This window comes from Synechococcus sp. CCAP 1479/10 (assembly GCF_019038515.1).
Taxonomy (GTDB): Bacteria; Cyanobacteriota; Cyanobacteriia; order PCC-6307; family Cyanobiaceae; genus Cyanobium.
Map to the genome: position 1 here is coordinate 1 of NZ_JAFKRJ010000035.1, position 25,450 is coordinate 25,450.

The 25,450-nt window shown below is 71.7% G+C and carries 27 protein-coding genes and 1 tRNA gene; 15 read left to right on the forward strand and 13 right to left on the reverse strand.

Annotation, left to right across the window (positions count from 1 at the left end):
* From KUG39_RS13340 to KUG39_RS13350, 3 genes are all read right to left on the reverse strand, one after another.
* Positions 1-306 (reverse strand): DUF4912 domain-containing protein (locus KUG39_RS13340; protein WP_216915536.1); only part of this gene is annotated, 306 nt, incomplete at its 3' end.
* 60 nt (positions 307-366) lie between these two features.
* A complete protein-coding gene (locus KUG39_RS13345; RefSeq protein WP_198960159.1) occupies positions 367-681 on the reverse strand; it encodes a hypothetical protein in 315 nt (104 codons plus the stop codon).
* 71 nt (positions 682-752) lie between these two features.
* On the reverse strand, positions 753-1,241 hold the full coding sequence (locus tag KUG39_RS13350; protein ID WP_094586918.1) for a cupin domain-containing protein: 489 nt from the start codon (positions 1,239-1,241) through the stop codon (positions 753-755).
* A gap of 96 nt (positions 1,242-1,337) precedes the next feature.
* Between KUG39_RS13350 and KUG39_RS13355 the strand changes: the two genes are divergently transcribed.
* Complete coding sequence (locus KUG39_RS13355; protein ID WP_094586920.1) at positions 1,338-1,829, forward strand: LexA family protein; 492 nt, start codon at positions 1,338-1,340, stop codon at positions 1,827-1,829.
* A gap of 19 nt (positions 1,830-1,848) precedes the next feature.
* Here KUG39_RS13355 and KUG39_RS13360 read toward each other — a convergent pair whose 3' ends face one another.
* Positions 1,849-2,052 (reverse strand): hypothetical protein, encoded by a 204-nt coding sequence (locus KUG39_RS13360; RefSeq protein WP_094586922.1) that lies wholly within the window; start codon positions 2,050-2,052, stop codon positions 1,849-1,851.
* Between the two features lie 138 nt (positions 2,053-2,190).
* On the opposite strand from KUG39_RS13360, the gene KUG39_RS13365 reads away from it, so the two are divergent.
* Positions 2,191-2,472 (forward strand): hypothetical protein, encoded by a 282-nt coding sequence (locus KUG39_RS13365; RefSeq protein ID WP_015108452.1) that lies wholly within the window; start codon positions 2,191-2,193, stop codon positions 2,470-2,472.
* Positions 2,473-2,497: 25 nt separating this feature from the next.
* Here KUG39_RS13365 and folP read toward each other — a convergent pair whose 3' ends face one another.
* From folP to KUG39_RS13380, 3 genes are read right to left on the reverse strand one after another with little or no spacing between them, the layout of a single operon-like run.
* Positions 2,498-3,361: a dihydropteroate synthase gene (folP, locus tag KUG39_RS13370; protein WP_216915540.1), complete on the reverse strand. Its 864-nt coding sequence runs from the start codon at positions 3,359-3,361 to the stop codon at positions 2,498-2,500.
* Positions 3,362-3,386: 25 nt separating this feature from the next.
* Positions 3,387-4,148 (reverse strand): triose-phosphate isomerase, encoded by a 762-nt coding sequence (tpiA, locus tag KUG39_RS13375; RefSeq protein ID WP_216915542.1) that lies wholly within the window; start codon positions 4,146-4,148, stop codon positions 3,387-3,389.
* A gap of 10 nt (positions 4,149-4,158) precedes the next feature.
* Positions 4,159-4,377 (reverse strand): RNA-binding S4 domain-containing protein, encoded by a 219-nt coding sequence (locus KUG39_RS13380; protein WP_216915544.1) that lies wholly within the window; start codon positions 4,375-4,377, stop codon positions 4,159-4,161.
* Positions 4,378-4,416: 39 nt separating this feature from the next.
* Here KUG39_RS13380 and KUG39_RS13385 point away from each other — a divergent pair, with 39 nt between their 5' ends.
* Positions 4,417-6,156 carry an ABC transporter ATP-binding protein gene (locus tag KUG39_RS13385; protein ID WP_216915546.1) on the forward strand — a complete coding sequence of 580 codons (1,740 nt, stop codon included), beginning with the start codon at positions 4,417-4,419 and terminating at the stop codon, positions 6,154-6,156.
* 39 nt (positions 6,157-6,195) lie between these two features.
* On the forward strand, positions 6,196-6,426 hold the full coding sequence (locus tag KUG39_RS13390) for a DUF6447 family protein (protein WP_015108457.1): 231 nt from the start codon (positions 6,196-6,198) through the stop codon (positions 6,424-6,426).
* Positions 6,427-6,438: 12 nt separating this feature from the next.
* Here KUG39_RS13390 and KUG39_RS13395 read toward each other — a convergent pair whose 3' ends face one another.
* On the reverse strand, positions 6,439-7,116 hold the full coding sequence (locus tag KUG39_RS13395) for a DUF3386 domain-containing protein (protein ID WP_216915547.1): 678 nt from the start codon (positions 7,114-7,116) through the stop codon (positions 6,439-6,441).
* A gap of 22 nt (positions 7,117-7,138) precedes the next feature.
* Positions 7,139-10,462 (reverse strand): carbamoyl-phosphate synthase large subunit, encoded by a 3,324-nt coding sequence (gene carB / locus KUG39_RS13400; protein WP_094586938.1) that lies wholly within the window; start codon positions 10,460-10,462, stop codon positions 7,139-7,141.
* Between the two features lie 121 nt (positions 10,463-10,583).
* On the opposite strand from carB, the gene KUG39_RS13405 reads away from it, so the two are divergent.
* From KUG39_RS13405 to KUG39_RS13435, 7 genes are all read left to right on the forward strand, one after another.
* Complete coding sequence (locus KUG39_RS13405) at positions 10,584-11,219, forward strand: DUF3318 domain-containing protein (RefSeq protein ID WP_094586940.1); 636 nt, start codon at positions 10,584-10,586, stop codon at positions 11,217-11,219.
* The gene (rsfS, locus tag KUG39_RS13410; RefSeq protein WP_216915549.1) at positions 11,212-11,598 is read left to right on the forward strand and encodes a ribosome silencing factor; all 387 of its coding nucleotides are present in this window, start codon (positions 11,212-11,214) and stop codon (positions 11,596-11,598) included. Before KUG39_RS13405 ends, rsfS begins: the two co-directional genes overlap by 8 nt.
* An 11-nt stretch (positions 11,599-11,609) precedes the next feature.
* A complete protein-coding gene (locus KUG39_RS13415) occupies positions 11,610-12,128 on the forward strand; it encodes a CGLD27 family protein (RefSeq protein ID WP_216915551.1) in 519 nt (172 codons plus the stop codon).
* 31 nt (positions 12,129-12,159) lie between these two features.
* Complete coding sequence (locus KUG39_RS13420) at positions 12,160-13,143, forward strand: asparaginase (RefSeq protein ID WP_216915553.1); 984 nt, start codon at positions 12,160-12,162, stop codon at positions 13,141-13,143.
* A gap of 64 nt (positions 13,144-13,207) precedes the next feature.
* Positions 13,208-13,284, forward strand: a tRNA-Met gene (locus KUG39_RS13425).
* A 92-nt stretch (positions 13,285-13,376) separates the two neighbouring features.
* Positions 13,377-13,880, forward strand: a complete 504-nt coding sequence (locus KUG39_RS13430; protein WP_216915555.1) for a hypothetical protein — start codon at positions 13,377-13,379, stop codon at positions 13,878-13,880.
* A 23-nt stretch (positions 13,881-13,903) separates the two neighbouring features.
* Positions 13,904-15,574, forward strand: a complete 1,671-nt coding sequence (locus tag KUG39_RS13435) for a GMC oxidoreductase (RefSeq protein WP_216915557.1) — start codon at positions 13,904-13,906, stop codon at positions 15,572-15,574.
* Between the two features lie 220 nt (positions 15,575-15,794).
* On the opposite strand, the gene KUG39_RS13440 is transcribed toward KUG39_RS13435, so the two are convergent.
* Both KUG39_RS13440 and KUG39_RS13445 read right to left on the reverse strand, forming a co-directional pair.
* The gene (locus KUG39_RS13440) at positions 15,795-16,028 is read right to left on the reverse strand and encodes a DUF2811 domain-containing protein (protein ID WP_094586952.1); all 234 of its coding nucleotides are present in this window, start codon (positions 16,026-16,028) and stop codon (positions 15,795-15,797) included.
* Between the two features lie 390 nt (positions 16,029-16,418).
* Positions 16,419-17,534 carry a sirohydrochlorin chelatase gene (locus KUG39_RS13445; RefSeq protein WP_216915559.1) on the reverse strand — a complete coding sequence of 372 codons (1,116 nt, stop codon included), beginning with the start codon at positions 17,532-17,534 and terminating at the stop codon, positions 16,419-16,421.
* Between the two features lie 97 nt (positions 17,535-17,631).
* Here KUG39_RS13445 and KUG39_RS13450 point away from each other — a divergent pair, with 97 nt between their 5' ends.
* Complete coding sequence (locus KUG39_RS13450) at positions 17,632-18,282, forward strand: ParB-like protein (protein WP_216915561.1); 651 nt, start codon at positions 17,632-17,634, stop codon at positions 18,280-18,282.
* Between the two features lie 19 nt (positions 18,283-18,301).
* Here the strand turns inward: KUG39_RS13450 and KUG39_RS13455 are convergent, their stop codons facing one another.
* Entirely contained in the window at positions 18,302-19,609 is a 1,308-nt protein-coding gene (locus tag KUG39_RS13455) for an aromatic ring-hydroxylating dioxygenase subunit alpha (protein WP_094586958.1), read from the reverse strand.
* Positions 19,610-19,737: 128 nt separating this feature from the next.
* Here KUG39_RS13455 and KUG39_RS13460 point away from each other — a divergent pair, with 128 nt between their 5' ends.
* The 3 genes from KUG39_RS13460 to KUG39_RS13470 are packed head-to-tail and all read left to right on the forward strand — an operon-like array spanning position 19,738 to position 25,195.
* On the forward strand, positions 19,738-21,819 hold the full coding sequence (locus tag KUG39_RS13460) for a cation:proton antiporter domain-containing protein (RefSeq protein WP_216915563.1): 2,082 nt from the start codon (positions 19,738-19,740) through the stop codon (positions 21,817-21,819).
* Positions 21,820-21,872: 53 nt separating this feature from the next.
* Positions 21,873-22,319, forward strand: a complete 447-nt coding sequence (locus KUG39_RS13465; RefSeq protein ID WP_094586962.1) for a universal stress protein — start codon at positions 21,873-21,875, stop codon at positions 22,317-22,319.
* Positions 22,316-25,195, forward strand: coding sequence for a bifunctional acetate--CoA ligase family protein/GNAT family N-acetyltransferase (locus KUG39_RS13470; RefSeq protein WP_216915565.1), 2,880 nt, complete (start codon positions 22,316-22,318; stop codon positions 25,193-25,195). Before KUG39_RS13465 ends, KUG39_RS13470 begins: the two co-directional genes overlap by 4 nt.
* Here KUG39_RS13470 and KUG39_RS13475 read toward each other — a convergent pair.
* Positions 25,098-25,322 (reverse strand): Nif11 family protein, encoded by a 225-nt coding sequence (locus KUG39_RS13475; protein ID WP_216915567.1) that lies wholly within the window; start codon positions 25,320-25,322, stop codon positions 25,098-25,100. The two genes, KUG39_RS13470 and KUG39_RS13475, sit on opposite strands and share 98 nt — an antisense overlap.
* Between the last annotated feature and the right edge of the window lie 128 nt (positions 25,323-25,450).

Below are 25,450 nucleotides of genomic sequence, written 5' to 3' on the forward strand. Positions count from 1 at the left end.
GCGGTCGTCCTCGGAGATGTCCCAGAAGACGTAGGCCCACTGGGGATCGCGGGGCAGGAAGACGACGCGGGTCTCGGCGGCCGGCCGCGGCGCCGGGGCCATCTCGGCCTCGATGGCGGCCACCGGCCGGGGGGCCGCCTCGGGGGCCGCCGCCTCGGGGCTGTCGCCCGAGCGATCGGCGATGGCCCCGGCCAGCGAATCCCTGTCCTGGGCGCTGTAGCGATGGATCCCCAGGGTCCTGGCGAGCTCGCGCAGCTGGCGCATGCTGAGGCTGGCCAGGTTCGCGAGCGGGTTGGTCCTGGCCATGCTATTTCAAGAATCGTTACATCCCATGATCGCCGATGGGATCGGTCGGGATCGCCCCTGTCAGCGGATCGCGACATCGCCGGAACGGGCCTGATCCACCGGCGGCAGCTGCACCACCCCCCGCATGGGTTCGGCCCCCGGTCGCTCCGGGGGCCGGGTCGGGCGGTCCGGCAGCGACGCCAGCACGGCCGAGACCGCCAGCAGCCCCCCCAGCAGCAGCCAGAGGCGCCAGCGACGCGGCAGGACCAGGGCGCTGCGGCCCCCCTGCCCCCGGCGCCGTGTGCCGTCCGCGACCCGGCGCGCCCTGCCGATGCCCAGCGGCTCTCCGCAACGGGCACAGACCATGCGACCCGCCAGGCTGCGGTCGGCTCGCACAGCCCAACTGCCGCACCTCGGACAGCCCATTCGTCACCCGATCCATCAGCTCCCCATGGTGACGGAATGACCTAGAGCAGCGTCGGATCGGCGCCGGCGGGCCGCTCGGCCGGTGGCAGATCGGCCATCAGCCGGAAATCCTCGAAGGCGAAACCCGGTCCCACGCAGCAGTGCAGCAGGCTCCATCGCCCCCGGCTGCGGGCCGCCTGCCACCACCCCGCCGGCACAATCTGCAGCGGACCCGGACCCGGATCCCCGGCCTCAGCGAGCGGGCCCAGCAACAGCCGCTCGGCCGTGCCGCCCCCGGGCGGCAGCCGCCAGAGGTCGAGGGGGTCGCCGCCGGCGTGGTGCCAGACCTCATCCGCCCCCGCCACCTGATGCCAGCGGCTGAGCTGGCCCTCCGTCAGCAGGAAGGCGATCACCGTGAGTCCGGCGCGCTGCCGCCCGTCCTCGGCCCGGCACACCTGAGCGGGTGAGCGGTGCAGCTCCCGATACCAGCCCCCCTCCGGGTGGGGCTGCAGGTCGAAGCGGGCGATCAGCGCCTCCGGACTGGAACGCATGGCCTGGCGGACGGGAGAGGGTCGCTGCCGATGATCCCGCGGCGACGGCCAACCGGAGTAGAACATCCGTACTAGCTCCCTTGTTCTGCCGGCCCGATGCTTCCCCTGCCTCCCCAGTCACCGCTGCCCCTGCGGGAGGGGGCGGCGGCGCTCTTCTGCCTGCTGGCCACGGAAGCCATCAGCGCCGGTTTCCCCAGCCCCGCCGACGACTACGTGGAGGCCCGCATCGACCTCAATCTGGAGCTGATCCCCCGCCCGCTGTCCACCTTCTTCATGCGCGTCAGCGGCGATGCCATGCGGGGCGACGGCATCGTCGACGGCGACCTGCTGGTGATCGACCGCAGCGTCGACTCCCGGCCCGGCATGGTGGTGGTGGCGGTGCATGCCGGCGCCTTCCTGCTGCGCCGTCTGGCCCGGCGCGGCGGTGCGCTGTGGCTGGTGGCCAGCGACGGCACCAGTCCGCCCCTGCTGCTCACCGGCGACGAAGGGGGCGGCGCGGAGGGGAGCGACGCAGGGGGCGCCGAGCTGTGGGGCGTCGTGATCCACGCCGTGCATCACCTGGCGGGCGCCCCCTCCAGGCGTCACTGATCGGCGTCAGCCAGCGGCGTCAGGGGTCGGCGCGGTGGGGCAGGGCGCGCGAATCGGTGGGACGGGCGGGAGGGGTCATCAGCAGGCCGCGCCGACGCAGCTCACGGCGGAATTCGCCGGCCAGTCCGTCCGCCATCCAGAGCTTGCGCAGGTGGCCGAAGATCACCATGCAGCGCAGGGCGATGGTGACGCAGACAAGCACCTGCAGGCAGAGTTTCAGCACGGTGGGAGCAGCTGCGGCGCTGTGCTGGGGGCAGCCTAGGGGCGCCGGCGGCGAGCGGCCGCCGGGGGCCGGCCGGGAAACGCCGTCCAGGCGTCATGCTGGGGGCGATGAGCGGCAACGCCGCCCCAGCCTGCTTCGATGATCGAGCCCCTGCCGGAGCTGAGCACCGCCGAACTGGAGACCCTGCTGGCGGCCCTCGATCCGCTCCTGGACGGCTTCGGCGAAGGGGGCTCCTGCCTGGATGACGCCAGCGCCTTCCTCGAGCGGCTGGGCATCGGCCAGCAGGGCGACGACGGGGGCACCCCCTCCCCCCTGCTGCAGTGGCTGGAAAGCTGGCGGGCCGCCGGCGGCAACCGGGCGACCCTGCGGCTGATGGTGCAGACCCTGCTGACGGGACGCCAGGAGGAACCGCCGGCCTGACGGAGCGCCGGATCGGCCGGACGGGTCAGGCGCGCCAGAGGGCATCGGCCATGCGAGCCGTCTGCACGATCGGCCCGACGTCGTGCACGCGCAGCACGTCGGCACCGGCGGCGATGGCCTGGCCACAGACCGCCGCCGTGCCCCAGAGGCGGGCCCGGGGGCGGGGCTCGGCCAGCACCTCACCGATGAAGCGCTTGCGGGACGGCCCCACCAGCAGGGGAAAACCCTCGGCCCGCAGCAGGGCCAGACCCCGCAGCAGGGCGAGGTTGTGGGCGGTGGTCTTGGCGAAGCCCAGCCCCGGATCCCAGAGGATCCGCTCCGCACGCACCCCCGCCGCCAGGGCCCGATCGGTGGCCTGCAGCAGCTCCTGCCGCACCTCGGCGACCACGTCGCCGTAGCGGGCCAGGCCATCCATGGTGCGGCTGTCGCCGCGGCTGTGCATCAGCACGCAGGGGCAGTCCGCCGCCGCCACCACCGCCAGCAGGTCGGGATCGCGCCGGCCGGCGCTGACGTCATTGATCCAGTGGGCCCCGGCGGCCAGGGCCGCTGCCGCCACCGGGGCGCGGAAGGTGTCGATCGACAGCAGGGGGCCGCCGGCCACCGGGGGCGGCAGGGAGGCCAGGATCCGCCGCAGGACGGGCAGCACCCGGGCGATCTCGGCCTCGGCATCGATCTCGGTGGCCCCGGGGCGGGTGCTCTGCCCCCCCAGATCGAGCAGGTCGGCCCCCTGGCGATGCAGCAGGCGGGCCTGGCGCAGGGCCGCCTCGGGGGCCTGGTAACGGCCACCGTCGCTGAAGGAATCGGGGGTGAGGTTGAGAACCCCCATCACGAGGGTGCGGTCCCCCCAGCGGAACCCGGGCGGGGCGGCGACGGGGCCGGCGGGGCTCACGGGGAGCGGAGCGGAGGCCAGGGGCTCAGGCCGCCACCGGCACCTGGTAGTTGGCGATGCGGGCGAAGCTGACCGGATCGAGGGAAGCGCCCCCCACCAGCACGCCGTCGATGTCGCTCTGGGCCATCAGCATGTCGATGGTGGCGGGGTTGACCGAACCGCCGTACTGCACGATCACCTCGGGATGGCCCACCCAGCCGCGGATCAGGCCGCAGATGCGGTTGGCCTCCTCGGCGGCGCAGGTCTTGCCGGTGCCGATCGCCCAGATGGGCTCATAGGCGACGATCAGGCGCAGGGGGTCGATGCCCTCCAGCCCCTGTTCCACCTGGCGGTGGATCACCCGCTCGGTCTCGCGGGCCTCGCGCTGGTCGTCGCTCTCGCCCACGCAGAGGATCGGGATCAGCCCCGACTTCTGGGCCGTGCGGGCCCGCAGGTTGATCTGCTCGTCGGTTTCGCTGAAGTACTTGCGGGGCTCGCTGTGGCCCACGATCGCGTGGGTGACGCCATGCTCGAGCAGCATCGGCGCCGAGATCATGCCGGTGTAGGCGCCGCTCTCCTCCCAGTGGACGTTCTGACCGGCGATGGCGACACCGGCGCCGGCCAGGTGACGGCAGAGGGTGGGGATGGCGGTGAACGGCGGGGCCAGCACCACCTCCCTGTCCTCGGGCAGATCGGCGATCAGGGGCCGGAAGGTGGCCGCAAACGCCCGCGCCTCGGCGCAGGTCATGTGCATCTTCCAGTTGCCTGCGATGACGGCCTTGCGCACGTGGTCTCCCGGCAGCGACATTCGAGGCAGGTTAAGGCGTGAGCCTGCCGTCCCCCCCGCGGTCCCGCCGCGGGGAGAGCATCAGCACCTCCCGGCCGTCGATGGCCACGGCGTCGCCCGGGGCCAGCTGGCGACCGCGCCGGGTCTCGATGGCGCCGTTCACGGTCACGTCCCCCCGCTGAATGCGTTGCTTGGCCTCGCCGCCGGTGCCGACGAGGCCCTGCCATTTGAGGAACTGATCCAGCTTCACCGTCGGGGGGCGCCCGGAGAGCGCTGATAGGGTTCGTCGATGCTTGCACCCTCGCCGGCCGGCTTCCGCAGGCTCTGGCCGCTGCTGAAGCCCCACCGGCGACCCCTGCTGCTCGGGGGGTTGTGCATGCTGGTGTTCGTGGGCTGCTGGCCCCTGCTGGCCTGGCTGGCGGGCCAGCTGATCCCCGCCATCGGCGCCGGCGACTTCGCCAAGGTGCTGCGCAGCGTGGCGGCGGCGCTGGCCGTGTTCCTGGTGCAGAAGATCGCCCAGTTCGGCCAGGACACCCTGCTGGCGGGCCCGGCCCTGCGGGTCAGCCAGGAGCTGCGGCGGCAGCTGTTCGCCCGCCTGCAGCGGCTCGACTTCGGCGCCCTGGAGAAACTCTCCGCCGGCGATCTCACCTACCGCCTCACCGAAGACGCCGACCGGGTCGGTGAGGTGATCTACAAGACGATCCAGGACACCACCCCCAGCGCCCTGCAGCTGGTGGTGGTGCTGGGCTACATGATCTGGCTGGACTGGCCCCTGGCCCTGGCCACCCTGCTGCTGGCGCCGCTGGTGGCGCTGATGGTGAGCGCCTTCGGGGCCCGGGTGATGACCGCCGCCGAACGCAGCCAGAAGCAGGTGAGCGATCTGGCGGCCCTGCTGGGTGAGGCGATCGGCGGCCTGCCCCTGGTGCGGGCCTTCGCCGCCGAACCCTGGCTGCAGGAGCGCTTCGACACCGAGATCGACCTGCACCGCCGCGCCCGCTACCGCACCCTCGAGCTGCTGGCGCTGCAGCATCCGGTGGTGGGCTTCATCGAAGCGGCCGGGATCCTCTCGGTGCTGCTGATCGGGGCGGCGCGCATCAAGGCCGGCGGCCTCGACAGCCAGGGCTTCAGCAGCTATGTGGCGGCCCTGCTGATGCTGATCGATCCGATCTCCCACCTCACCACCAACTTCAACGAGTTCCAGCAGGGCCAGGCCTCGCTGCGGCGGCTGCGGGCGATCGAGAACGAGCCGGTGGAACCGCCCGACCACCCCGGGGCCAGGCCCCTGGGGACCGTGTCCGGGGAGCTGGTGCTGGACGGGGTGAGCTTCGGCTACCAGAGCGGCACCCCGGTGCTGCGCCAGCTCGACCTCCACATCCTTCCGGGCCAGGTGGTGGCCCTGGTGGGGCCCTCCGGCGCCGGCAAGAGCACCCTGTTCTCCCTGCTGCTGCGCTTCAACACCGCCCAGAGCGGCCGGGTGCTGCTCGATGGCCAGAACCTGGCCGACCTGCGGGCCCGGGACCTGCGCCGGGCCGTGGCCCTGGTGCCCCAGCAGAGCAGTGTCTTCTCCGGCACCGTGGCCGAGGCGATCGCCTTCGGGCGTCCCGCCAGCGCCGAGCAGATCCGCGAGGCCGCCCGGCTGGCCAACGCCGCCGACTTCATCGAGAGCCTGCCCGGCGGCTACGACAGCCGCATCGAGGAGCGGGGCAGCAACTTCTCCGGAGGCCAGCTGCAGCGGCTGGCGATCGCCCGGGCGGTGCTGGGGAATCCGGCGGTGATGCTCCTGGACGAAGCCACCAGTGCCCTGGATGCGGAGGCCGAGGAGGCCGTGCAGCAGGGCCTGCAACAGGCCATGGCGGGCCGCACCGTGCTGGTGATCGCCCACCGGCTCGCCACCGTGCAGGAGGCCGACCTGATCGTGGTGCTCGACGGCGGCCGCATCGTCCAGCAGGGCAGCCACGACGAACTGATGGCCAGCGGCGGCCGCTACCGCGAGCTCTGCGAACGCCAGTTCATCCGCCTGGAGGCCTGAGCCCGCCACCTAGGCTGCATCCGCACCGAGTCCAGAACCTTGCAGACCCCCAGCCAGCAACCGCCCGTGCTGACCTTCGAGGGCAAGCGTTACGACCTCAACGGCCTGCCCGACGACGTCAAGGAGATGGTGCGGGGCATGCAGGTGGCCGATGCCCAGCTGCGCATGCATGAGGACACCCTCAAGGTGCTGGCGGTGGGCCGCCAGGCCATGGCCATGCAGCTGAACGAGCGGCTCCAGGGGATCCCGACCCTGGAGGAGCCGGCCTGAGGCCGCCGGGGATCAGCCCAGGGGGGCCAGATCCTCGAAGCGGAACACCTGGCGGCCGGCGGGAGTCTCGCCATGGGCTTCCGTCTCCACCACCCGCTCGCTCAGCACCCAGGGGCCCTCGCCGGCCAGGGGCACGAAGGTGTCGGTGAAACGGCTGGTGCCGCCGCGGGCCTCGCCGGTGGCGGGGTCGCTGTAGCGGCTCGTGTAGCTGTGGCTGAGGTAGCCGTTGCCGGTGTCGGTGACGCTCTCGGTGAAGATCGTCACCACGGTGCCGTGGATGTGGCGGTGCACCATCGTCACCACGTTGTCCTTGATGCGGTAGCGGTCGCCCTCGGCCTTGCCGCCCATGATCACCTCGGTCCCCACCGCATCGGTGTCACCGGCGGTGAAGGTGTTGGCGCCATGGGTCTGCTCGAAGGGGCGCCGCACCCGGTGAATCGCCACCTCCCACAGCTGGGAGGCGACCGCCTTGTGCACCTCCTCGTCGCTGAGGCCCTCCACGGTCGCCTTCAGGTCGGCGCCGACCTGGAAGGTGCCCTCGAGGCGCCGGTCGTCCTGCTCCCAGACGCAGCGACCGGTGTAGCCGCCGAAGCCCGGCTCCCAGGTGTAGCGATTCTCGTAGGCGGCGCGGAAGGCCTCGCGCAGGTCGGAGCCGGGGGCGACGGGATGGGCGGCCAGGGTGCTGGTCACGGAGTCACGGGCGATCGGGCGTTCACCCTACCCAGGGCGGGTGGATGTCCTGCAGGGCCGCCACCTCCACCTGCTGCTGCTGCTGCAGGGCGGCGATGGCCTCCACGGCGGCCCGGGCCGCGGCCATGGTGGTGACGGTGGGCACGGCGTAGTCGAGGGCGGCCAGGCGCAGGTAGCGGTCGTCGTGGGCGGCCTGGCGGCCCACCGGTGTATTGACCACCAGCTGCACCAGGCCCGAGCGGATCGCATCCTCGATGTTGGGCCGGCCCTCGTGCACCTTGAGCACCGGCGTCACCTCCAGGCCGGCCTGGCTAAGCATCGCGGCGGTGCCGTTGGTGGCGGTGAGGGTGAATCCCGCCGCCAGCAGGGCGCGGGCCACCGGCACCAGGGCGGGCTTGTCGCGGTCGTGGGTGGAGAGGAACACGCTGCCGCTGGTGGGCAGGGGTTCGCCGGCGGCGAGTTCGGCCTTGGCGTAGGCCAGGCCGAAGCTGGCGGCGATCCCCATCACCTCGCCGGTGGAGCGCATCTCCGGGCCCAGCAGGGTGTCGGCGCCGGGGAAGCGCTTGAAGGGCAGCACCGCCTCCTTCACGGTCTGCCGTGGCGGCCGCGGCTCGGCCAGCAGGCCCAGCTCCGTGAGGGTGCGACCGGCCATCAGCTGGCTGGCGATCTTGGCCAGGGGCACGCCAGTGGCCTTGGCCACGAAGGGCACGGTGCGAGAGGCCCGCGGGTTGGCCTCGATGATGAACACGGTCTCGTTGCCGGCGCCATCGTTCTGCACGGCGAACTGGAGGTTGATCAGGCCGCGCACCTCCAGCGCCAGGGCCAGCTCCGTGCTCCAGCGGCGGATCGTGGCCAGGGCCTGGGGCCCCAGGGACACCGAGGGCAGGGCGCAGGCGGAGTCGCCGGAGTGGATCCCGGCCGGCTCGATGTGCTCCATCAGGCCGCCGATCACCACCGTCCCCTCCCGGTCGCAGAGGGCGTCCACGTCCACCTCGATGGCGTTCTCCAGGTACTGGTCGATCAGCACGGGGTGGTCGGGCTCCACCTGGACGGCCTCCACCATGTAGCGGTTGAGTTCCTCCTCGTCGAAGACCACCTCCATGGCCCGGCCGCCGAGCACGTAGCTGGGGCGTACGACGACGGGGTAACCGACGGCCGCCGCCACCGCCCGGGCCTCCCCGTCGGTGCGGGCCAGGCCGTTGCGGGGCTGGCGGATGTCCAGCTGGCGCAGGATCGCCTCGAACTGCTCCCGGTCCTCGGCCCGGTCGATCGATTCGGGCGAGGTGCCCCAGAGCCGGGTGCCGGTGGCGCGGCCCTCTTCGCTCTCCAGCCAGCGCAGCAGCGGGATCGCCAGCTTCAGGGGCGTCTGGCCGCCGAACTGGACGATCACCCCCTCCGGTTTCTCCGCCTCGATGACGTTGAGCACATCCTCCAGGGTGAGGGGCTCGAAGTAGAGGCGATCGCTGGTGTCGTAGTCGGTGGAGACCGTCTCCGGGTTGCTGTTCACCATCACGGTGGCGAACCCGGCCTGCCGCAGGGCGAAGGAGGCGTGGCAGCAGCAGTAGTCGAACTCGATGCCCTGGCCGATGCGGTTGGGGCCGCCCCCCAGGATCATCACCTTGCGGCGGGTCTCGGGGGTCACCTCGTCCTCGGGGGCCAGCAGGGTGAGGGAGCCGTCGGCCTCGAGCCGCTCCAGGGGGCGCTCGTAGGTGGCGTAGTGGTACGGCGTGGAGGAGGCGAATTCGGCGGCACAGGTGTCGACCGTCTTGAACACGGCCCGGACCCCCAGGGCCTGGCGACGGCGGCGCACCGAGAGCTCGTCGCTGCCGGTGGCCCAGGCGATCTGGCGGTCGGAGAAGCCGGTCTGCTTGAGCTCCAGGAGGTCGGCGGCGCCGATGGCGTCGAGGGAACGGCCCCGCAGCAGCGTGGTTTCCACCGTCAGGATCCGGCGCAGCTTGGCCAGGAACCAGGGGTCAATGGCGCTGAGCCGGTGGATCTCGTCGTCGCTGCGGCCGGCCACCATGGCGGCGCGCACGTCGTGGATCCGATCCGGGGACGGGGTACGCAGGCGGCGCTCCAGTTCGGCGGGATCCTGGGGGTGGTCAGGGCGGTCGCAGCCCCAGCCCCCATGGCCCGTCTCCAGGGAGCGCAGGGCCTTCTGGAAGGATTCCTCGAAGCTGCGGCCGATGGCCATGGCCTCACCCACCGATTTCATCGAGGTGGTGAGCACCGCCGGCGAGCCGCGGAACTTCTCGAAGGCGAAGCGGGGGATCTTGGTGACGACGTAGTCGATCGTCGGTTCGAAACAGGCCGGCGTGGCCCCGGTGATGTCGTTGACGATCTCGTCGAGGGTGTAGCCCACCGCCAGGCGGGCGGCGATCTTGGCGATCGGGAAGCCGGTGGCCTTGCTGGCCAGGGCCGAGCTGCGGCTGACGCGGGGGTTCATCTCGATCACCACTACATCCCCGTTGGCGGGATTGATGGCGAACTGGATGTTGCTGCCGCCGGTGTCGACGCCGATCTCGCGGATGATGGCGATCGACTGGTCGCGAAGCCGCTGGTACTCCCGGTCGGTGAGGGTCTGGGCGGGGGCGACGGTGATCGAATCGCCGGTGTGGACCCCCATCGGATCGAGGTTCTCGATCGAGCAGACGATCACCACGTTGTCGGCGGTGTCGCGCATCACCTCGAGCTCGAATTCCTTCCAGCCCAGCAGGGATTTCTCGATCAGGATCTGGGAGACGGGGCTGGCCTCAAGACCGCTCTTGCAGAAGGCCTGGAATTCCTCAGGGTTGTAGGCGATGCCGCCGCCCGATCCCCCCAGGGTGAAGGCCGGCCGGATGATGCGCGGGTAGGTGCCGATCTCCTCGCCGACGCGGATCGCTTCCTCGAGGTCGTTGGCGATTCCTGACGGACAGACGGCCACGCCGATGCGGGCCATCGCCTCCTTGAACAGCAGCCGGTCCTCCGCCTTGCGGATCGCCGCCAGGTCGGCACCGATCAGCTCGACGCCGTAGGCGGCCAGGGTGCCGTTCTCCGCCAGGGCGACGGCCAGGTTGAGGGCGGTCTGGCCGCCCATGGTGGGCAGCAGGGCATCCGGACGCTCCAGCTCGATCACCCGGGCCACCACCTCGGGGGTCAGGGGCTCGATGTAGGTGCGATCCGCCAGGTCCGGATCGGTCATGATCGAGGCCGGGTTGGAGTTCACCAGCACCACCTCGTAGCCCTCGGCCCGCAGGGCCTTGCACGCCTGGGTGCCGGAATAGTCGAACTCGCAGGCCTGGCCGATCACGATCGGTCCCGACCCCAGCAGCAGGATGCGCCTCAGATCCGTGCGGCGGGGCATAGGGCGTGGTCGGTCAAACCCGCCCAGCCTCTCACGGTCGCCGTCCCGACCGGCCCCCCGCACCGCTGGCACCGCAGGCAATCGCTAATCTGACGGGATACCTTCGCCCGAGACGCCGCCGATGAGCGAACTCCAGCGCCTGAAGGGGTTGCTGCCCCCTGAGATGCAGAGCTGGGTGTTCGTGGAAGCGGCGGCCTCCGTCGATCCTCCCCTGATCACCATCGAGGAGATCGGCCGCGACGAGGTGGAGATCCAGGTGGATCTCGAGAAATGGGACGCCCTCGCCCTCGACCACCGCAACCTGCTCTTCTGGCACGAGGTGGGCCGCGTCCAGAACGACGCCATCCCGCGGGACGGCTGGGAGATGGCCGCCCTGGCCATCGGCCTGGGGGGCGCCATCGGCGAGCTGTGGGTGCAGGACGGCCTGCTGCTGGTGATGGCCCTGGGGCTGTCGGGCTTCGCCGGCTACCGCCTCTACCTCAAGAACAACTCCGAGAAGCGTCTCCAGGACGCGATCCTGGCCGACGAGCGGGCCATCGATCTGGCCTGCCGCTTCGGCTACAGCCTGCCCAACGCCTACAAGAGCCTGGGGGGCGCCCTCAAGGAGCTGGTGGAGCAGACCCGCAAGAAGCGCCGCCGCACCTTCTACGAAGACCGCCTCGAGGCCCTGCGCAAGAGCGCCGGCAAGGCCCGGGCCGAGATGGCCCAGCAACAGGGCTCCCGCCAGTCGGTCACCAGTGAGAACGTCTATGGATAGCCGCGACCTGGCCCTGCTCGCCGCCGAGGCCTGCGACGACCGCAAGGCCGTCGACATCCGTCTGATCCGGGTCGATGAGGTGTCCTCCCTGGCCGACTGGTTCGTGATCTGCAGCGGCCTCAGTGACGTGCAGGTGCGGGCCATCGCCCGCTCGGTGGAAGACCGGCTCGAAACCGACGCCACGCGCCTGCCCCTGCGGCGCGAGGGCCAGAGCGAAGGCCGCTGGGTACTGCTGGATTACGGCGAGCTGATCGTGCACGTGCTCACCCCCCAGGAACGCAGCTACTACGACCTCGAGTCCTTCTGGGGCCATGGCGAGCAGGAGCGCTACGTCGGCGCCCCGGTCGAGGTGGGTGGCACCGGCCCGGTCGGCGGCTGAGGGACGCAGCGATGGCCGCCGGCGTTCCGAGCCTGCCCAGCCAGGACACCCCCTGCCCGGTGCCCCCGGCCCAGCGCCCCCTGCAGGAGTACGACCAGCTCAGCCGCTCCTGGTTCTTCCACTGGCCCGCCAACGGCCCGGCGGGACTGTGGCGCGCCCTGGGACTCGCCTGGCTTCTCTCCTTCCCACCGGCGCTGCTGGTGGCCGGCGGCAGCATTCCGCTGCGCCACGACCCCGTCCGCCTGGTGATCGCCGCGGCCACCGCCGCCGTGCTGCTGCCGATGGTGCTGCTGCTGCGGCAGTGGCTCGGCTGGACCTACGTGCAGAAGCGGCTGGTCTCGGAGCGGGTGGAGTACGAGGAATCGGGCTGGTACGACGGTCAGGTCTGGGAGAAGCCCATCACCTGGCGCCAGCAGGATCTGCTGGTGGCCCGCCACCAGGTGCAGCCGGTGCTGACCCGCCTGCGCCAGGCGGTCGCCGTCGCTATCACCCTGATGCTGCTCGGGTCGGGGCTCTGCCAGGCTCTCTGAGGTCGGCCTCCACGGACCTTCCCCCACACCCATGACCCTGTCCTCCAGCTTCGCCGGCCCGGGCCGCCCCGGCATTCCCCCCCTGGAGGTCCGCCTGCTGCGCAATGGCATCGTCGAGTCCCGGCACCGGGTGCATGCGGTGGTCTGCGATCAGCGGGGCCGGGTGCTGATGCGCGCCGGCGACCCCCAGCAGCTGAGCTTCGTGCGCTCGGCCCTCAAGCCATTCCAGGCCACCGTGTTCGTGGGCAGCGGCGCCGCCGATCGGATGGGGGCCGGGGAACGGGGCCTGGCGATCGCCTGCGCCTCCCATGCCGGCACCGCCCTGCATGCCCGGGAGGCGTTCAAGCTGCTCTGGGGTGCGGAACTCGACACCGAGGACCTCCAGTGCCCCACCCCCGCCGGTGCCAGCAGTCCGCTGGAGCACAACTGCTCGGGCAAGCACGCGGCCTTCCTGGCCGCCTGCCGCCAGATGCACTGGCCCCTGGAGAGCTATCTCCAGGCCGACCATCCCCTGCAGCAGGCGGTGCTCAAGCGGGTCGGGGAGCTGCTGGGGCTGCCGGGGGCCGAACTGATCAGCGCCCGGGACGACTGCGGCGCCCCCACCCTGCAGCTGCAGCTGGCCCAGATGGCCCTGCTGTTCGCCCACCTCGGCGGCGGCGAGCAGGCCGACCTGGAGCGGCTCAGCCGGGCGATGCTCGCCCACCCCGATCTGATCGCCGGGGAGGGGGCCTTCGACACCGAGCTGATGCGCCTGGCCCACGGCCAGGTGCTGAGCAAGGGAGGCGCCGAAGGCATCCAGTGCCTCAGCCGGGTGGGCGAGGGCATGGGCGTGGCCATCAAGGTCGACGACGGGGCCCGGCGGGCCAAGCAGGCCGTGGCCCTGCACCTGCTGGAGCAGCTCGAGTGGCTCACCCCCACCACCCTGGTGGAGCTGCGCCAGCGCTACCTGACACCGGCCGACCACCTGCGCCTGGAGGTGATCGGCGAGCTGCGCTTCGACGGCGCACGCCCCTGAGGCGTGGGCATCGCCTGATACAATTTTTGGGTGGGATGCGGACATCCGCCGGCCACTTGTGTACCGCGGGGTAGAGCAGTCTGGTAGCTCGTCGGGCTCATAACCCGAAGGTCAGGAGTTCAAATCTCCTCCCCGCCACCAAATCCACAACCTCCCAAGGGTTGTCACCCATCAACCCTCCAGCCATCGGCTGGGGGGTTGTTGTTTGATGGCGGTGGACGCAACGATCCGCCATGCTCCCGGTCCCCCCGATCCAGCTGGCTTCGAGTCCAGCGCCGGCGGCGCAGGACCCCCTGGCGCCGAAACCCCTGGGGGCACTGCCGGCGGACCTGCAGCCCCTGGTGCGGGAACTGCAGCGGTTCGGATTCAGGATTCAGATCAGCGCGCCACCTCTGCGTGGCGTCTACGGACTGTTCGAGTCCGGGTCGCGAAGGATCTGGATCGCCCCGATCAGTTTCGAGCTGGGCATCGCCCGGCAGACGTTCCTCCACGAGGCGGTGCATGCGGTGCAGAGCTGCCCCACCGGCACGGTGACACCGATCGGCTGGCGGTTGCCGGTGCAGCCGGTGGTGCGGCAGGAAATTTCCGGCCTGCTCACCACCCGTTACCACAACCATCGCGTGGCTGAACAGGAGGCCTTCCACCTCCAGGGTCAGCCCGATGCCGTCGCCCGGCTGTTGGAGGCCCTGCGACGCCGTTGCGGCCTGCAGCGGCGGCCTGCGGTCGCTCCACCATGATGCCGGGACCGGTTCGCACGCCGATGTCCATGGCCCCTTCCGCCTCCGCCGGCAGCGACCGCCCCTGGGACGCCGTGGTGGTGGGGGCTGGAGCGAATGGGTCGGTGGCCGCCATGGTGCTGGCGGAGGCGGGGCTGCGGGTGCTGGTGCTGGAGGCGGGGCCGGACCTCTCCGCCCGGCGGGCCCTGGGCAGCGAGCCGCTCAACAGCCTGCGGCGCCTCGCCCACCTCAGCAGTGGCCGCCAGCGCCTGCAGCGGCACCACCCGGGCTTCTGGAAGCACAACCCCGAGCTGTTCGTCGACGAGCGGCAGAACCCCTACAGCACCCCCCCGGACGCGCCCTTCCTGTGGACCCGGGGGCGCCAGGTGGGCGGCAAGAGCCTCACCTGGGGGGGCATCACCCTGCGCCTGTCGGAGGCGGAATTCCAGGCGGCCCGGCGGGACGGCCATGGCCCGGCCTGGCCGATCGGCAGCAGCGAGCTGGCGCCCTTCTACGACCGGCTCGAGACCCTGCTGGGGGTGCATGGCCAGCGGGACGGGCTGCCCCAGCTGCCGGACGGGCAGTACCTGCCGCCCCTGCCGTTCACCCCGGGGGAGAAGCACCTGCAGGCGGCGATCGGCCGTGAGCTGGGACTGCCCCTGATCCACTCCCGCGGCTTCCGCCTGCACAGGCCCACGCCGGAGGCGCCCTGGCCCCCCTCCAGCGCCCAGGGCCGCAGCCTCGCCCGGGCCCTGGCCACCGGCCGGGTGCAGCTGCGCAGCGGCGCGGTGGTGAGCCATCTGGAGATGGACGCAGCCGGGCGGCTGGCCGAAGCGGTGGTGCTGGTGGACGCGGCCAGCGGCCGGCGGGAGCGCCTCGCCGCCCCCCTGGTGGTGCTCTGTGCCTCCACGATCGAAACGGTGCGGCTGCTGCTGCACTCGAGCGACGCCGTGCGCAGCGGCGGCCTCAGCGACCCCTCGGGCAGCCTGGGCCGCTACCTGATGGACCACATCTCCACCAGCCGCTTCTTCTCGATCCCCGCGATCGAAGCACCCCCCGAACCGGCCGAGCTCTCCGGGGCCGGCAGTTGCTTCATCCCCAATACCGTGAACCTGGGCGAGGGGCGTTCGGAAGCCTTTCTGCGCGGCTATGGGATCTGGGCGGCCCTGCAGCGCTTCGATCCCCCCGCCCTGCTGCGGCGCCGTCCCGGGGAAGCGGTGGGCTTCCTGATCGGCCATGGGGAGGTGCTGCCCCGGGCCGGGAACCGGGTGAGCCTGGATGGCTCCCGCACCGACGCCTGGGACCTGCCCATCCCCCACATCGACTGCCGCTGGGGAACCAACGAGGCGGCGATGGTGGCCCACATGCAGGCGCGCATGGAGGACGTGGTGGCCGCGGCGGGCGGCCGAATCCGGCCGATCGAGGAGCTGTTCGTGCTGCCGGTGCTCGAACCCCTGATCCGCAACAGCCTGGCGGTGCGTCCGGAGCCGCCACCACCGGGCTACTACATCCACGAACTGGGCGGGGCCCGCATGGCCGAGCGCCCCGAGGAAGGGGTCGTCGACCCCTGGAACCGTTGCTGGGGGGCCGCCAACGTGCTGGTCACCGATGGGGCCTGCTGGCCCAGCGCCGGGTGGCAGAGCCCCACCCTCACCGAGATGGCGATCACCTGGCGGGCCTGTGCCGCCGCCGCCGCCGCCATGAGACGCCACTGAACGGTGCCGTCCGGTCAGGGAGCCGTCACAGCGGGGCGCAGCTGGTGTCGATCACCACAATCTTGCTGGCCACCCATGCGCACAATGACGGGGCGACCTCCAAAGGGTCGGGCAAGGGAGAAAACCATCAGCGGGGGTTGGCACCTCCGCTTTTTTTTGGCCCCTCTGCCTCGCCGGCCCCTCTGCCCCGCCCGCTCCATCTGACTGGGCTGCTCAGTCCTCAGGGCTTCTGGAACAGCCCGTCCAGGTAGTGCTGGGAGACCACGGGCTCCTGGCAGCCGTTCTGGAACAGGAAACCGGCCAGGGCGGAGGTGATGACGCTGTACTGGTCCCAGTGCGGATGGGCATCAATGAACTCCCGCATGCCTGCGTAGAGCACCTCGGGCACCTCGGCTTCCAGGCTCACACTCGCCTCTTCGCCGCCGCACCCCGGCTGCTCAGGATCCATGGCCATGCTTGTGGGATTCGGCTGAGTTCGTTCCAAGTACGCCACAGGGGATGGCCGGCGTCAAAAACCGGCTCCCGGGGGGCCCCGTCGGCGTCGGGGGATGAGACTCGCGGCCCCGGCTGGGCTGCGGCCGAGGTGTTGGAGAACACGGGAGCAGCGGACCGCCACCAGCGGACCCTGTCAAGGCTGTTCCAAGCCATCCATGACTTTCCCCAGTCCTGACGTCCCGGGGCGGCCGGAAGGGCATGAACTGTGGAAAAGTGCCGCGAATCGGGGGAAAACGGCGCCGAGGTGGGGGAAAGTCCCGAACCATCGGAACAATTGATCAGAACTCAGTCTCTCTGGACGCAATCAGAGATGAGACCGGCGAGGCCAGCCCGCCCACACCCCGCCAGCTCAGTCGCTCGGCCGCCGCAGGGTGCGGGGACCCAGCGGGTGGTCCGCATGGGGGTAGACGGGGTGGTGGTGATGGTGCTCATGGCCGTGGCCATGGCCAGCCCCCGTCCCGCCCAGCGGCACGGGCACGCCATCGGGCTGGCAGGCCCCGGTGCATTCCCGCTCACAGAGGGTGCAGCTCTCCACCAGCCCCTCGACATGGTGGTGGTGGCTGTGCTGGGGCGCCCCCACCTCCCGCTCGAAGCCGAGCACCTGGGCCCGGTACTTGCAGAGCGAGCAGTTCATGGCCACATCGCCCCCGAGCACCTCGGCGACCCGCTCCCGGAAGGTGTCCAGCACCAGGGGATGGTCGCCGAGGTAGCCGGCCTGAACCATCTCCAACTCGGGATGGTCGACGGCCACCCGCTCGCTGTGCTGGCGGATCCGGCTCACCAGCACCCCGGAGAACAGGAAGTACGGGAAGACGACGATGCGCCGGTAGCCGAGCTTGACGGCCTGGCGCAGGCCCGGCTCCACCAGGGGAAAGGTGACCCCGGAATAGAGGGTCTCCCCCCAGCCGAAGCCGAAGCCCTCCACCAGCATCCGGGTGACCTTGGCCACGTTGGAGTTGGCATCCGGGTCGGAGGAGCCACGCCCCACCACCGCCAGCAGGGTGTCGTGCAGCGGCACGGGGCTGCGACCGGCCGTGATGGCGTCGGCGTCGGCACCGTCGATGGCGGAGCGGATGCGGGCGGCCGCGGCCTGGATCATCTTGAGATCCACCCCCAGCTCCCGGCCGTAGTCGATGCGCAGCCCGGTCTCGGCGGCGTAGGTGTTGAGCACCGAGGGGATGTCGTTCTTGGCGTGGCCGGCGGCGAACAGCATCGCCGGCACGGCCAGCACGTGCTGCACCCCACGCTGGCGCAGGGCATCCAGACCGTCGCGCAGGATCGGCCGGGCGAACTCCAGGTAGCCGTGGTCGACGGGCACCGGGGCGAGGTGGTGCTGGAGCTGGTGGGCCAGGGAGGCGAATTCAGCCACCGCCAGACGGTTGCGGCTGCCGTGGCCACAGACCAGCACCCCGATCGGGCCGTGGGGTCCCTCCGGAGCGATGGCTCGGTCAGGGGCGGTGGTCATGAACGTCCGTGGCTGGCTCGACCCTATTCCCGGGGCTGAACCACGGCGGTGGGGACCGGCTCGGAGCGGTCAGGATGGGGCTCAGCCACCGGCACCCATGAGCCTGCACCTGCCCCCATACCAGCCCCTGCCACCACCGGGTCCGAAGGCGGACCTGCTCAGCGTCGCCATCGCCGACCTGCGGCCCACCCAGATGTGCGTGGGTCTGGCCGAGGTGCGCAGCCGCCAGCAGGACTTCTCCGAGGAGACAGCCGAGCAGCGCCTGCGCTACCTGCGCGGCAAACCCGTTCCGCTGGTGCGCGGCGCCGGCGACGCCCTCTGGATGGTCGACCGCCACCACCGCCTGCGGGGGCTGATCGAGCTGGATCCCGGCGCCATGGCCTACGGCTACCTGGTGCTCGATCGGCCGGCCGACCCGCCCCAGGCGGTGCTCGCCGAACTGCAGGCCCGGGGCTGGCTGTACCTCTACGACGGCCGCGGCCATGGCCCCCTGGCCCCCACGGCCCTGCCCCAGGGCCTGGAGGGCCTGCAGGACGATCCCTACCGCTCCCTGGTCTGGAGGCTGAAGAAGGAGGGCATGATCGATCCGGCCCCCCTGATCCCCTTCCACGAATTCCGCTGGGGAGCCTGGCTGCGCAGCCGCCCCCTGCCCCCCTTCAGCTCCGCCAACCTGGCACCGGCCCTGGCGGCCGCCCGTTCCCTGGTGCGCTCCAGGGCCGCCTCCCACCTGGCCGGCTGGAAGGGCTGAACCTTCGGGCCCGGCCGGCTCAGTCGGGCCGGTTGCGGGGCGGTTCGCCATCCCCGGCCAGCAGCAGCCGCTCCCAGCGATCGAAGCGCCGGCCCAGCAGCACCGCGGCCGCCGCCAGCAGCAGGGCCGCGACCAGCACCGGGGGCGTCTGCCACCAGGCGATGGCCAGCAGGGCCAGCCAGGGAATGGCCTGCACCAGCGGCCGCCAGCGCCGCAGTCCCTCCAGGGCGCCGCGGCAGGAGGCGCAGTGGCGGCCATGGCTCTCCCAGCGGTCCATCAGCGCCGCCCGATCGAGGCGGGGGGGCAGGGCCTGGCCGGGGAAGGGGTCACCGTCGTGGGCGTTGACCCAGTCGTGCAGGGCCTTCACATAGACGTCGGCGCCAGTGGCCAGGAAGAACGCCCGCTCGGCGCCGCCGCTGCGGCCCCGCTGCTCCAGCACCCGCTCCTGCCAGTGCAGGAACACCTGGTCGTCCTCCAGCACCGTGTGGTTGGCGATGTGCTGCAGCCACCGGGGCCGCAGGCCCAGCAGCAGGGGAGGCAGCCGGGACTTGAACTGGAAGGGGAAGCGGGCGAACAGGCGGCACTCACCGCGGCGGATCGGCGTCGCGTAGACCACCGTGAGGATGCGGGCGAAGCCAGGCGCCGTGAGGTCGTGCCACATCAGGCCGGGGGCGGCGTAGGTGGTGTGCTGGCTGCCGAGCTTGCCCCGGCGGGGGCCCTCCTCCCATAGGGCCGTGAACCCCTCCGGACCGGAGCTGGTGATCGCCGCTGCCACCGGGGAGGCGTTCTCCCGCTTGCCCACCGTGCGGTGGTGGGTGAAGGGCACGTGGCTCACATCGAGCACGTTCTCCAGCAGGGTGAGGGCATCCATGGGCAGGTCCCGGAAGGTGTCCTGGACGAACCAGCCCGGCTCCTCCAGCACCGGCACCAGCGGCAGGGGCACCGCCGCGGCGTCGGCCGCCTCCCCGGCGAACACGAACAGCAGGTCCTGGGCCTCAGCGGTGGCGTAGGCCCGGCAACGGGATCGCACGGCGCTGGGGCTCGCCCCCGGCTCGGCCTGGGGGATGGCGGTGCAGTGGCCGTCTCCGGCGAAACTCCAGCCGTGGTAGGGGCACTCCAGCTCGCCGCCGGCATTGATCCGCCCCTGGCTCAGGGGCACCAGGCGGTGCGGGCAGACATCGGCGAAGGCGCGCCAGGCCTGGCCGGTGCGGTCCCACCAGAGCACCAGGTCCTCATCGAGGAGGGTGAAGGCGGTGGGCCCGGTGCGGTCCAGGTCCCGCAGATAGGCCACCGGATACCAGTGCTGGCGCCAGGCGGAACTCGTCATGCAGCCGATTCTGCTGGCGCAGGCGGCCGGATGCGGGCCCGTTACGAGACGCCGCGGGGAGGGCGATCGCCGGTGGCGGCGTTCCTAGGACGGCCTGGAGGACACCCCTGCCATCCCTCCCGATTTCCGTGGGCACCTTCCTGACCGGCAATCCCCTGGCAATCTTCGCCCTGCTGCTGGTGCTGAGCGTGGTGGTGCCGCCGCTGGTGCGGCCCCTGCGGCTGCCGGATCTGGTGGGGCTGCTGGTGGCGGGAGTGGTGATCGGTCCCCACGGCCTGGCCTGGCTGGTGTCCAGCAATGAGACGGTGCGGTTGCTCTCGGACGTGGGGGTGATCTACCTGCTGTTCATCGCCGGGCTGGAGATCGACCTGGGGGAGTTCCAGCGGATCCGGGCCCGTTCCTTCCGCTTCGGCCTGCTCACCTTCACCCTGCCGATGCTGGCCGGCACCGTGCTCGGGTTCGCCTATGGCTACCCCGCGGTGAGCGCCGTGCTGATCGGCTCGATCCTGGCCTCCCACACCCCCCTGGGCTATCCGATCGTGCGCAGCTTCGGCGCCATGCGGGAGGAGTGCGTCACGGTGGCGATCGGCGGCACGATCTTCACCGACATCGCCGCCCTCGTGGTGCTGGCCCTCTGCGTCAGCCTGGGGCGGGGCCAGCTGAGCGCCGAGGGGGTGGTGGGGCTGCTGCTCAAGGTGGCCGTCTATGCCGCCGCCGTGCTACTGCTGATCCGCTGGCTGGGCCGGGGCCTGGTCCGCCGCAGCGTCGACGGCGACAGCCGCCTGTTCGTGGCGGTGCTGCTGGCCCTGTTCCTGGCGGCGGTGGGGGCGGAGCTGGCCGGGGTGGAGAAGATCGTCGGCGCCTTCCTCGCCGGCCTGGCCGTGAACGGCGTGCTGCCGGACGGGCGCGTCAAGGAGCAGGTGGTGGTGGTGGGGGCGAGCCTGTTCATCCCCCTGTTCTTCATCGATCTGGGCCTGCTGCTCGATGTGCCGGTGTTCCTGAGCACCATGACGGGCTCCGCCTTCGCGGTTGCCCTGATCCTGTGCCTGATCGCCAGCAAGGGGCTGGCCTCCTGGTGGTCGGGGCTGCTCTATCGCTACGACGGCCCCCAGATGCTCACCCTCTGGTCGCTGTCGCTGCCCCAGGTGGCGGCGACCCTGGCCGCCACCTACGTGGGCTTCCGCCAGGGCCTGCTGGATGAACGGATGCTCAACAGCGTCCTGGCCCTGATGGTGGTGACCGCGACCCTGGGGCCGATCCTGACCACGGTGGCGATGACCCGGATGGCCAGCCGCCGCTCCCGGGACCTGAGCCTGCAGGAGAGCGGCCAGCTGGCCCTGGTGCGGCGGGCCCTACGGGTGCTGGTGCCGATCAGGGACGCCGGCAGCGAGGAATTCCTGCTGGCCCTGGCCGGGCGGCTGATCGACGGCGAGGCGGGTCACCAGGGCTCGGTGCTGCCCCTGGCGGTGGTGTCGCCCCGGCAGGCCGGAGCGGGCCGCGGGCCCCATCCCGTCGTGCACCGGGCCCTGGCCGCGGGGCGCCAGCTGCTGGAGCGGGCCGATGTGCGCACCGCGGCGGCAGGGGTGCCCAGCCGCTCGCTGCTGCGGGTCGACAACGACATCCCCGGCGGCATCGCCCGCACGGCCCTGGAGCAGGGGGCCGACCTGGTGCTGGTCGGGGTGGCGCCGGGCGCCCGGCTGGGGAGCTGGCTGTTCGGCGATCTGGTGGCCGCCATCTGCCGTCAGGCCCACTGCCCGGTGGTGATGGCCCGGCTGCGGGAGGATCCGGCCGGCTTCCGCCGGCTGCTCGTGCCGGTGAAGGACCTCTCCGCCGGCGCCCTGGAACAGTTCCAGCTGGCGGAGCGGCTGCTGCGCGCCAGCCCGCCCGGGGAGGGGGCCGCCATCACCCTGCTGCACGTGCACGAACCCTGGCTGGCCCAGGCGGAGCGGGAGCGGCTGACCCGCCGGCTCCAGGCCTGGGTCCCGTCCCCAGCCAGGGCCGGCGGGGCCGTGCCGGTGACGGTGGAACTCCTGGCTGACCCGAACGTGGCCGACGCGATCGAGCGCAGCAGCGAGAGCCACGATCTGGTGATCCTGCGCTCCCTGCGGCGCCTGGTGGAGGGGATGCCGATTCCCGCCAGCGACCAGGCCACCGGGCTGCTGCGGCGGCTGGGCTGCTCGGTCCTGGTGATCAGCGATCCACTCCACTGACCCCTGCATGGATCAGGGGCCATGACTAGACAGAGGGGAGACCCCCAGCTCCCATGCCCTACAGCCACCTTCTGGTGCCCAGCGACGGCTCCGACCTCTCGATGGCGGCCGTGCGCCATGCCGTGGCCCTTGCCGCGGCCCTCGGGGCCCGCATCACCTTCTTCCATGCCCAGGCCAGCGTGCCGGTGCAGGTGGTGGGGCTCGGCGAAATGCTCGATGCCACCACCATGGAGGCGCTGATGAGCGCCAGCCGCAAGGACGTGGAGCGCATCCTGGAGGAGTCCCTGGCGGTGGCCCGCCAGGCCGGCGTCAGCGCCGATGCCGAGAAGGTGATGAGCGACCTGCCCCACCAGGCCATCGTCGAGGCCGCCACCCGATTGGGTTGCGATCTGATCCTGATGGCCTCCCACGGCCGCCGCGGCCTGGTGGGGATGCTGATCGGCAGCGAGACCCAGCGGGTGCTGGTCCAGTCCCCCTGTCCGGTCCTGGTCTACCGATGAGTGCCCGCGCCTCCGGTGGGGGCGACGGCGCCTCCGACCGGGCCTACGACATCCTGCGCTCCCAGCACCAGCCGCTGGCGGCCCTCTTCTCCCCCCGCAGCGTGGCGGTGATCGGGGCCTCCGACCGGCCGGGCAGCGTCGGCCGGGGGGTGCTCTGGAACCTGATCAGCCATCCCTTCGGCGGCACCGTCTATCCCGTCAATCCGAAGCGCGCCAGCGTGCTGGGGATCCGGGCCTACGCCACGGTGGCGGAGCTGCCCGAGCCGGTGGATCTGGCGGTGATCGCCACCCCGGCCGCCACGGTGCCGGGGCTGATCGAGGCCTGCGCGGCGGCGGGGGTGAAGGGGGTGATCGTGCTCTCGGCGGGCTTCCGGGAGATCGGCGCCGCCGGCATCGCCCTCGAGGCCCGCATCCGCGATGGCCTGCGCCGCTCCGGCATGCGGCTGGTCGGCCCCAACTGCCTGGGGCTGATGAATCCCCGCACCGGCCTCAACGCCACCTTCGCCGGCACCTTCGCCCGACCCGGCCACGTGGGCTTCCTGAGCCAGTCGGGGGCCATCTGCACCGCCGTCCTCGACTGGAGCCTGCAGGAGAACGTGGGCTTCAGCGCCTTCGTCTCGATGGGCTCGATGCTCGATGTGGACTGGGGGGATCTGATCACCTACCTGGGGGACGACCCGGAGACCCACAGCATCGTCATCTACATGGAGTCGATCGGGGATCCCCGTTCGTTCCTCTCGGCGGCGCGGGAGGTGGCCCTCACCAAACCGATCGTGGTGATCAAGGCGGGACGCACGGCCGAGGCGGCCCAGGCGGCGGCCTCCCACACCGGGGCCCTCACTGGCAGTGACGCCGTGCTCGATGCCGCCTTCCGGCGCTGCGGCGTGCTGCGGGTGGACAGCATCGCCGACCTCTTCGACCTGGCCGAGGTGCTTTCCAAGCAGAGACGCCGGCCAATGGGCCCGCGGCTGACGATCCTCACCAACGCCGGCGGCCCTGGCGTGCTCGCCACCGACGCCCTGGTGCGCCACGGCGGCACCCTGGCCAGGCTCCCGGAGGCGACCCTGACGGCCCTCGATGCCGTGCTGCCGCAGCATTGGAGCCGGGCCAACCCGATCGACATCCTCGGGGACGCCGATCCGGAGCGCTACGAGCGGGCCATCCGCCTGGCCCTGGAGAACCCCGACAGCGACGGTCTGCTGGTGGTGCTCACCCCCCAGGCCATGACCGACCCGACCGGCACGGCCGAACGGCTGGTGGCCCTGGCGGCGAGCACCACCAAGCCCCTGCTGGCCAGCTGGATGGGGGGCCGGGACGTGGAGGCGGGGGAGCGCCTGCTCAATGCCGCCGGCATCGCCACCTACCGCTACCCGGACGCGGCCGTGCAGCTGTTCGATGCCATGTGGCGCTACAGCGACAACCTGCGCGCCCTCTATGAGACGCCGGCCCTGGTGCCGGAAACGGAGGCAGCGGTGGCATCCGGTGCCGACGAGCCCCACGCCGACCGCGGGCGGGTGGAGGAGCTGCTGGCCGCTGTCCGCGCGGAGGGGCGCACCCTGCTCAATGAGTGGGAAGCCAAGCAGGTGCTGGCCGCCTACGGCATTCCCACGGTCCCCACCCACATGGCCCTCAGCGCCGAGGCGGCCACGGCCGCCGCCGACGCCATGGGCTACCCGGTGGTGGTGAAGCTGCTCTCCGCCGAGCTCACCCACAAAACAGACGTCGGCGGAGTGCAGCTGAACCTGGGCAACGGCGAGGCGGTGGCCCAGGCCTTCCGGAGCATGGAGAGCGCGATCGTCGCCCGGCACGGGGCGAGCGCCTTCGGCGGGGTGACCGTCCAGCCGATGCTGGATCTGACCGGGACCTACGAACTGATCGTCGGCAGCAGCATCGACCCCCAGTTCGGGCCGGTGATCCTGTTCGGCACCGGCGGCCTGCTGGTGGAGGTGTTCCGCGACAGTGCCGTGGCCCTGCCGCCGCTGAACACCACCCTGGCCCGGCGGCTGATGGAGCGCACCCGGATCTACGCGGCGCTGCAGGGGGTGCGGGGACGGCCGCCGGTGGATCTGGCAGCGCTCGAACGGCTGCTGGTGCGCCTCAGCCGGCTGGTGCTGGAGCACCCGGCCATCCTCGAGCTGGACATCAACCCGCTGCGGGTGGCGCCGGGGGATGGGGAGGGCGCCCTGGTGGCCCTCGACGCCCGGGTGCTGCTGCAGGCGTCCTCCGGGGCCACCTGCTTCAGCCCCAGGCCGGCGATCCGTCCCTACCCCAGCGCGTACGTGCGCGACTGGCGGCTGCCCGACGGCTCAGCGGTGACCCTGCGGCCGATCCGGCCGGAGGACGAACCCCTGGTGGTGGCGTTCCACCGCACCCTCTCGGAGCAGAGCGTCTACTTCCGCTACTTCCATCTGATGACCCTGGGCCACCGCATCGCCCACGAGCGGCTCACCCGGATCTGCTTCACCGATTACGACCGGGAGATGGCCCTGGTGGCCGAGCGGGCCGGGGAGAACGGTGCCCCCGCCGAAGTGCTGGGGGTGGGGCGGCTCAGCCGGATCCACGACGAGAACGCGGCCGAGTTCGCCATGCTGATCGCCGATCCCTGGCAGCGGCAGGGGCTGGGCACCGCCCTGCTGGGCCTGCTGCTGGAGATCGGGCGCCAGGAGGGACTGGAGCGGATCTGCGCCGAGATCCTGCACGAGAACCGGGGCATGCAGCACATCTGCCAGAAGCTGGGCTTCCGGCTCCGGCCCACGGCCGAATGCGTGCACGCCGAGATCAGCCTCCTGGAGCCGGCCGCTGGCCTGCCGGAACGGGACGGGATTCCCTCGCCAGCCAGTGCAGCTGCCAGGCCCGCTGCAGATCCACCCGCGTGACGTGGTAACCCAGGCGGCGGGCGGCCAGGATCAGCTCCGGGGAGGAGCGGCAATGGCGCAGCCCGCGGCGGATCACCGCATCCGTCTCGGCCTCATCGACGAGGCGCTCGAGTTCGCTCCAGCTCATCGGGTTCTCCCACCCTCCCGTTCAAGCTGGCAACGGCGGCGCGATCCGACCAGGGGTCCGACAGCAAGCGATGCATAGGGCCATCGCCGCAGTCGCATCCTGTCGGACATCGGCCGGGAGCCGTTCAT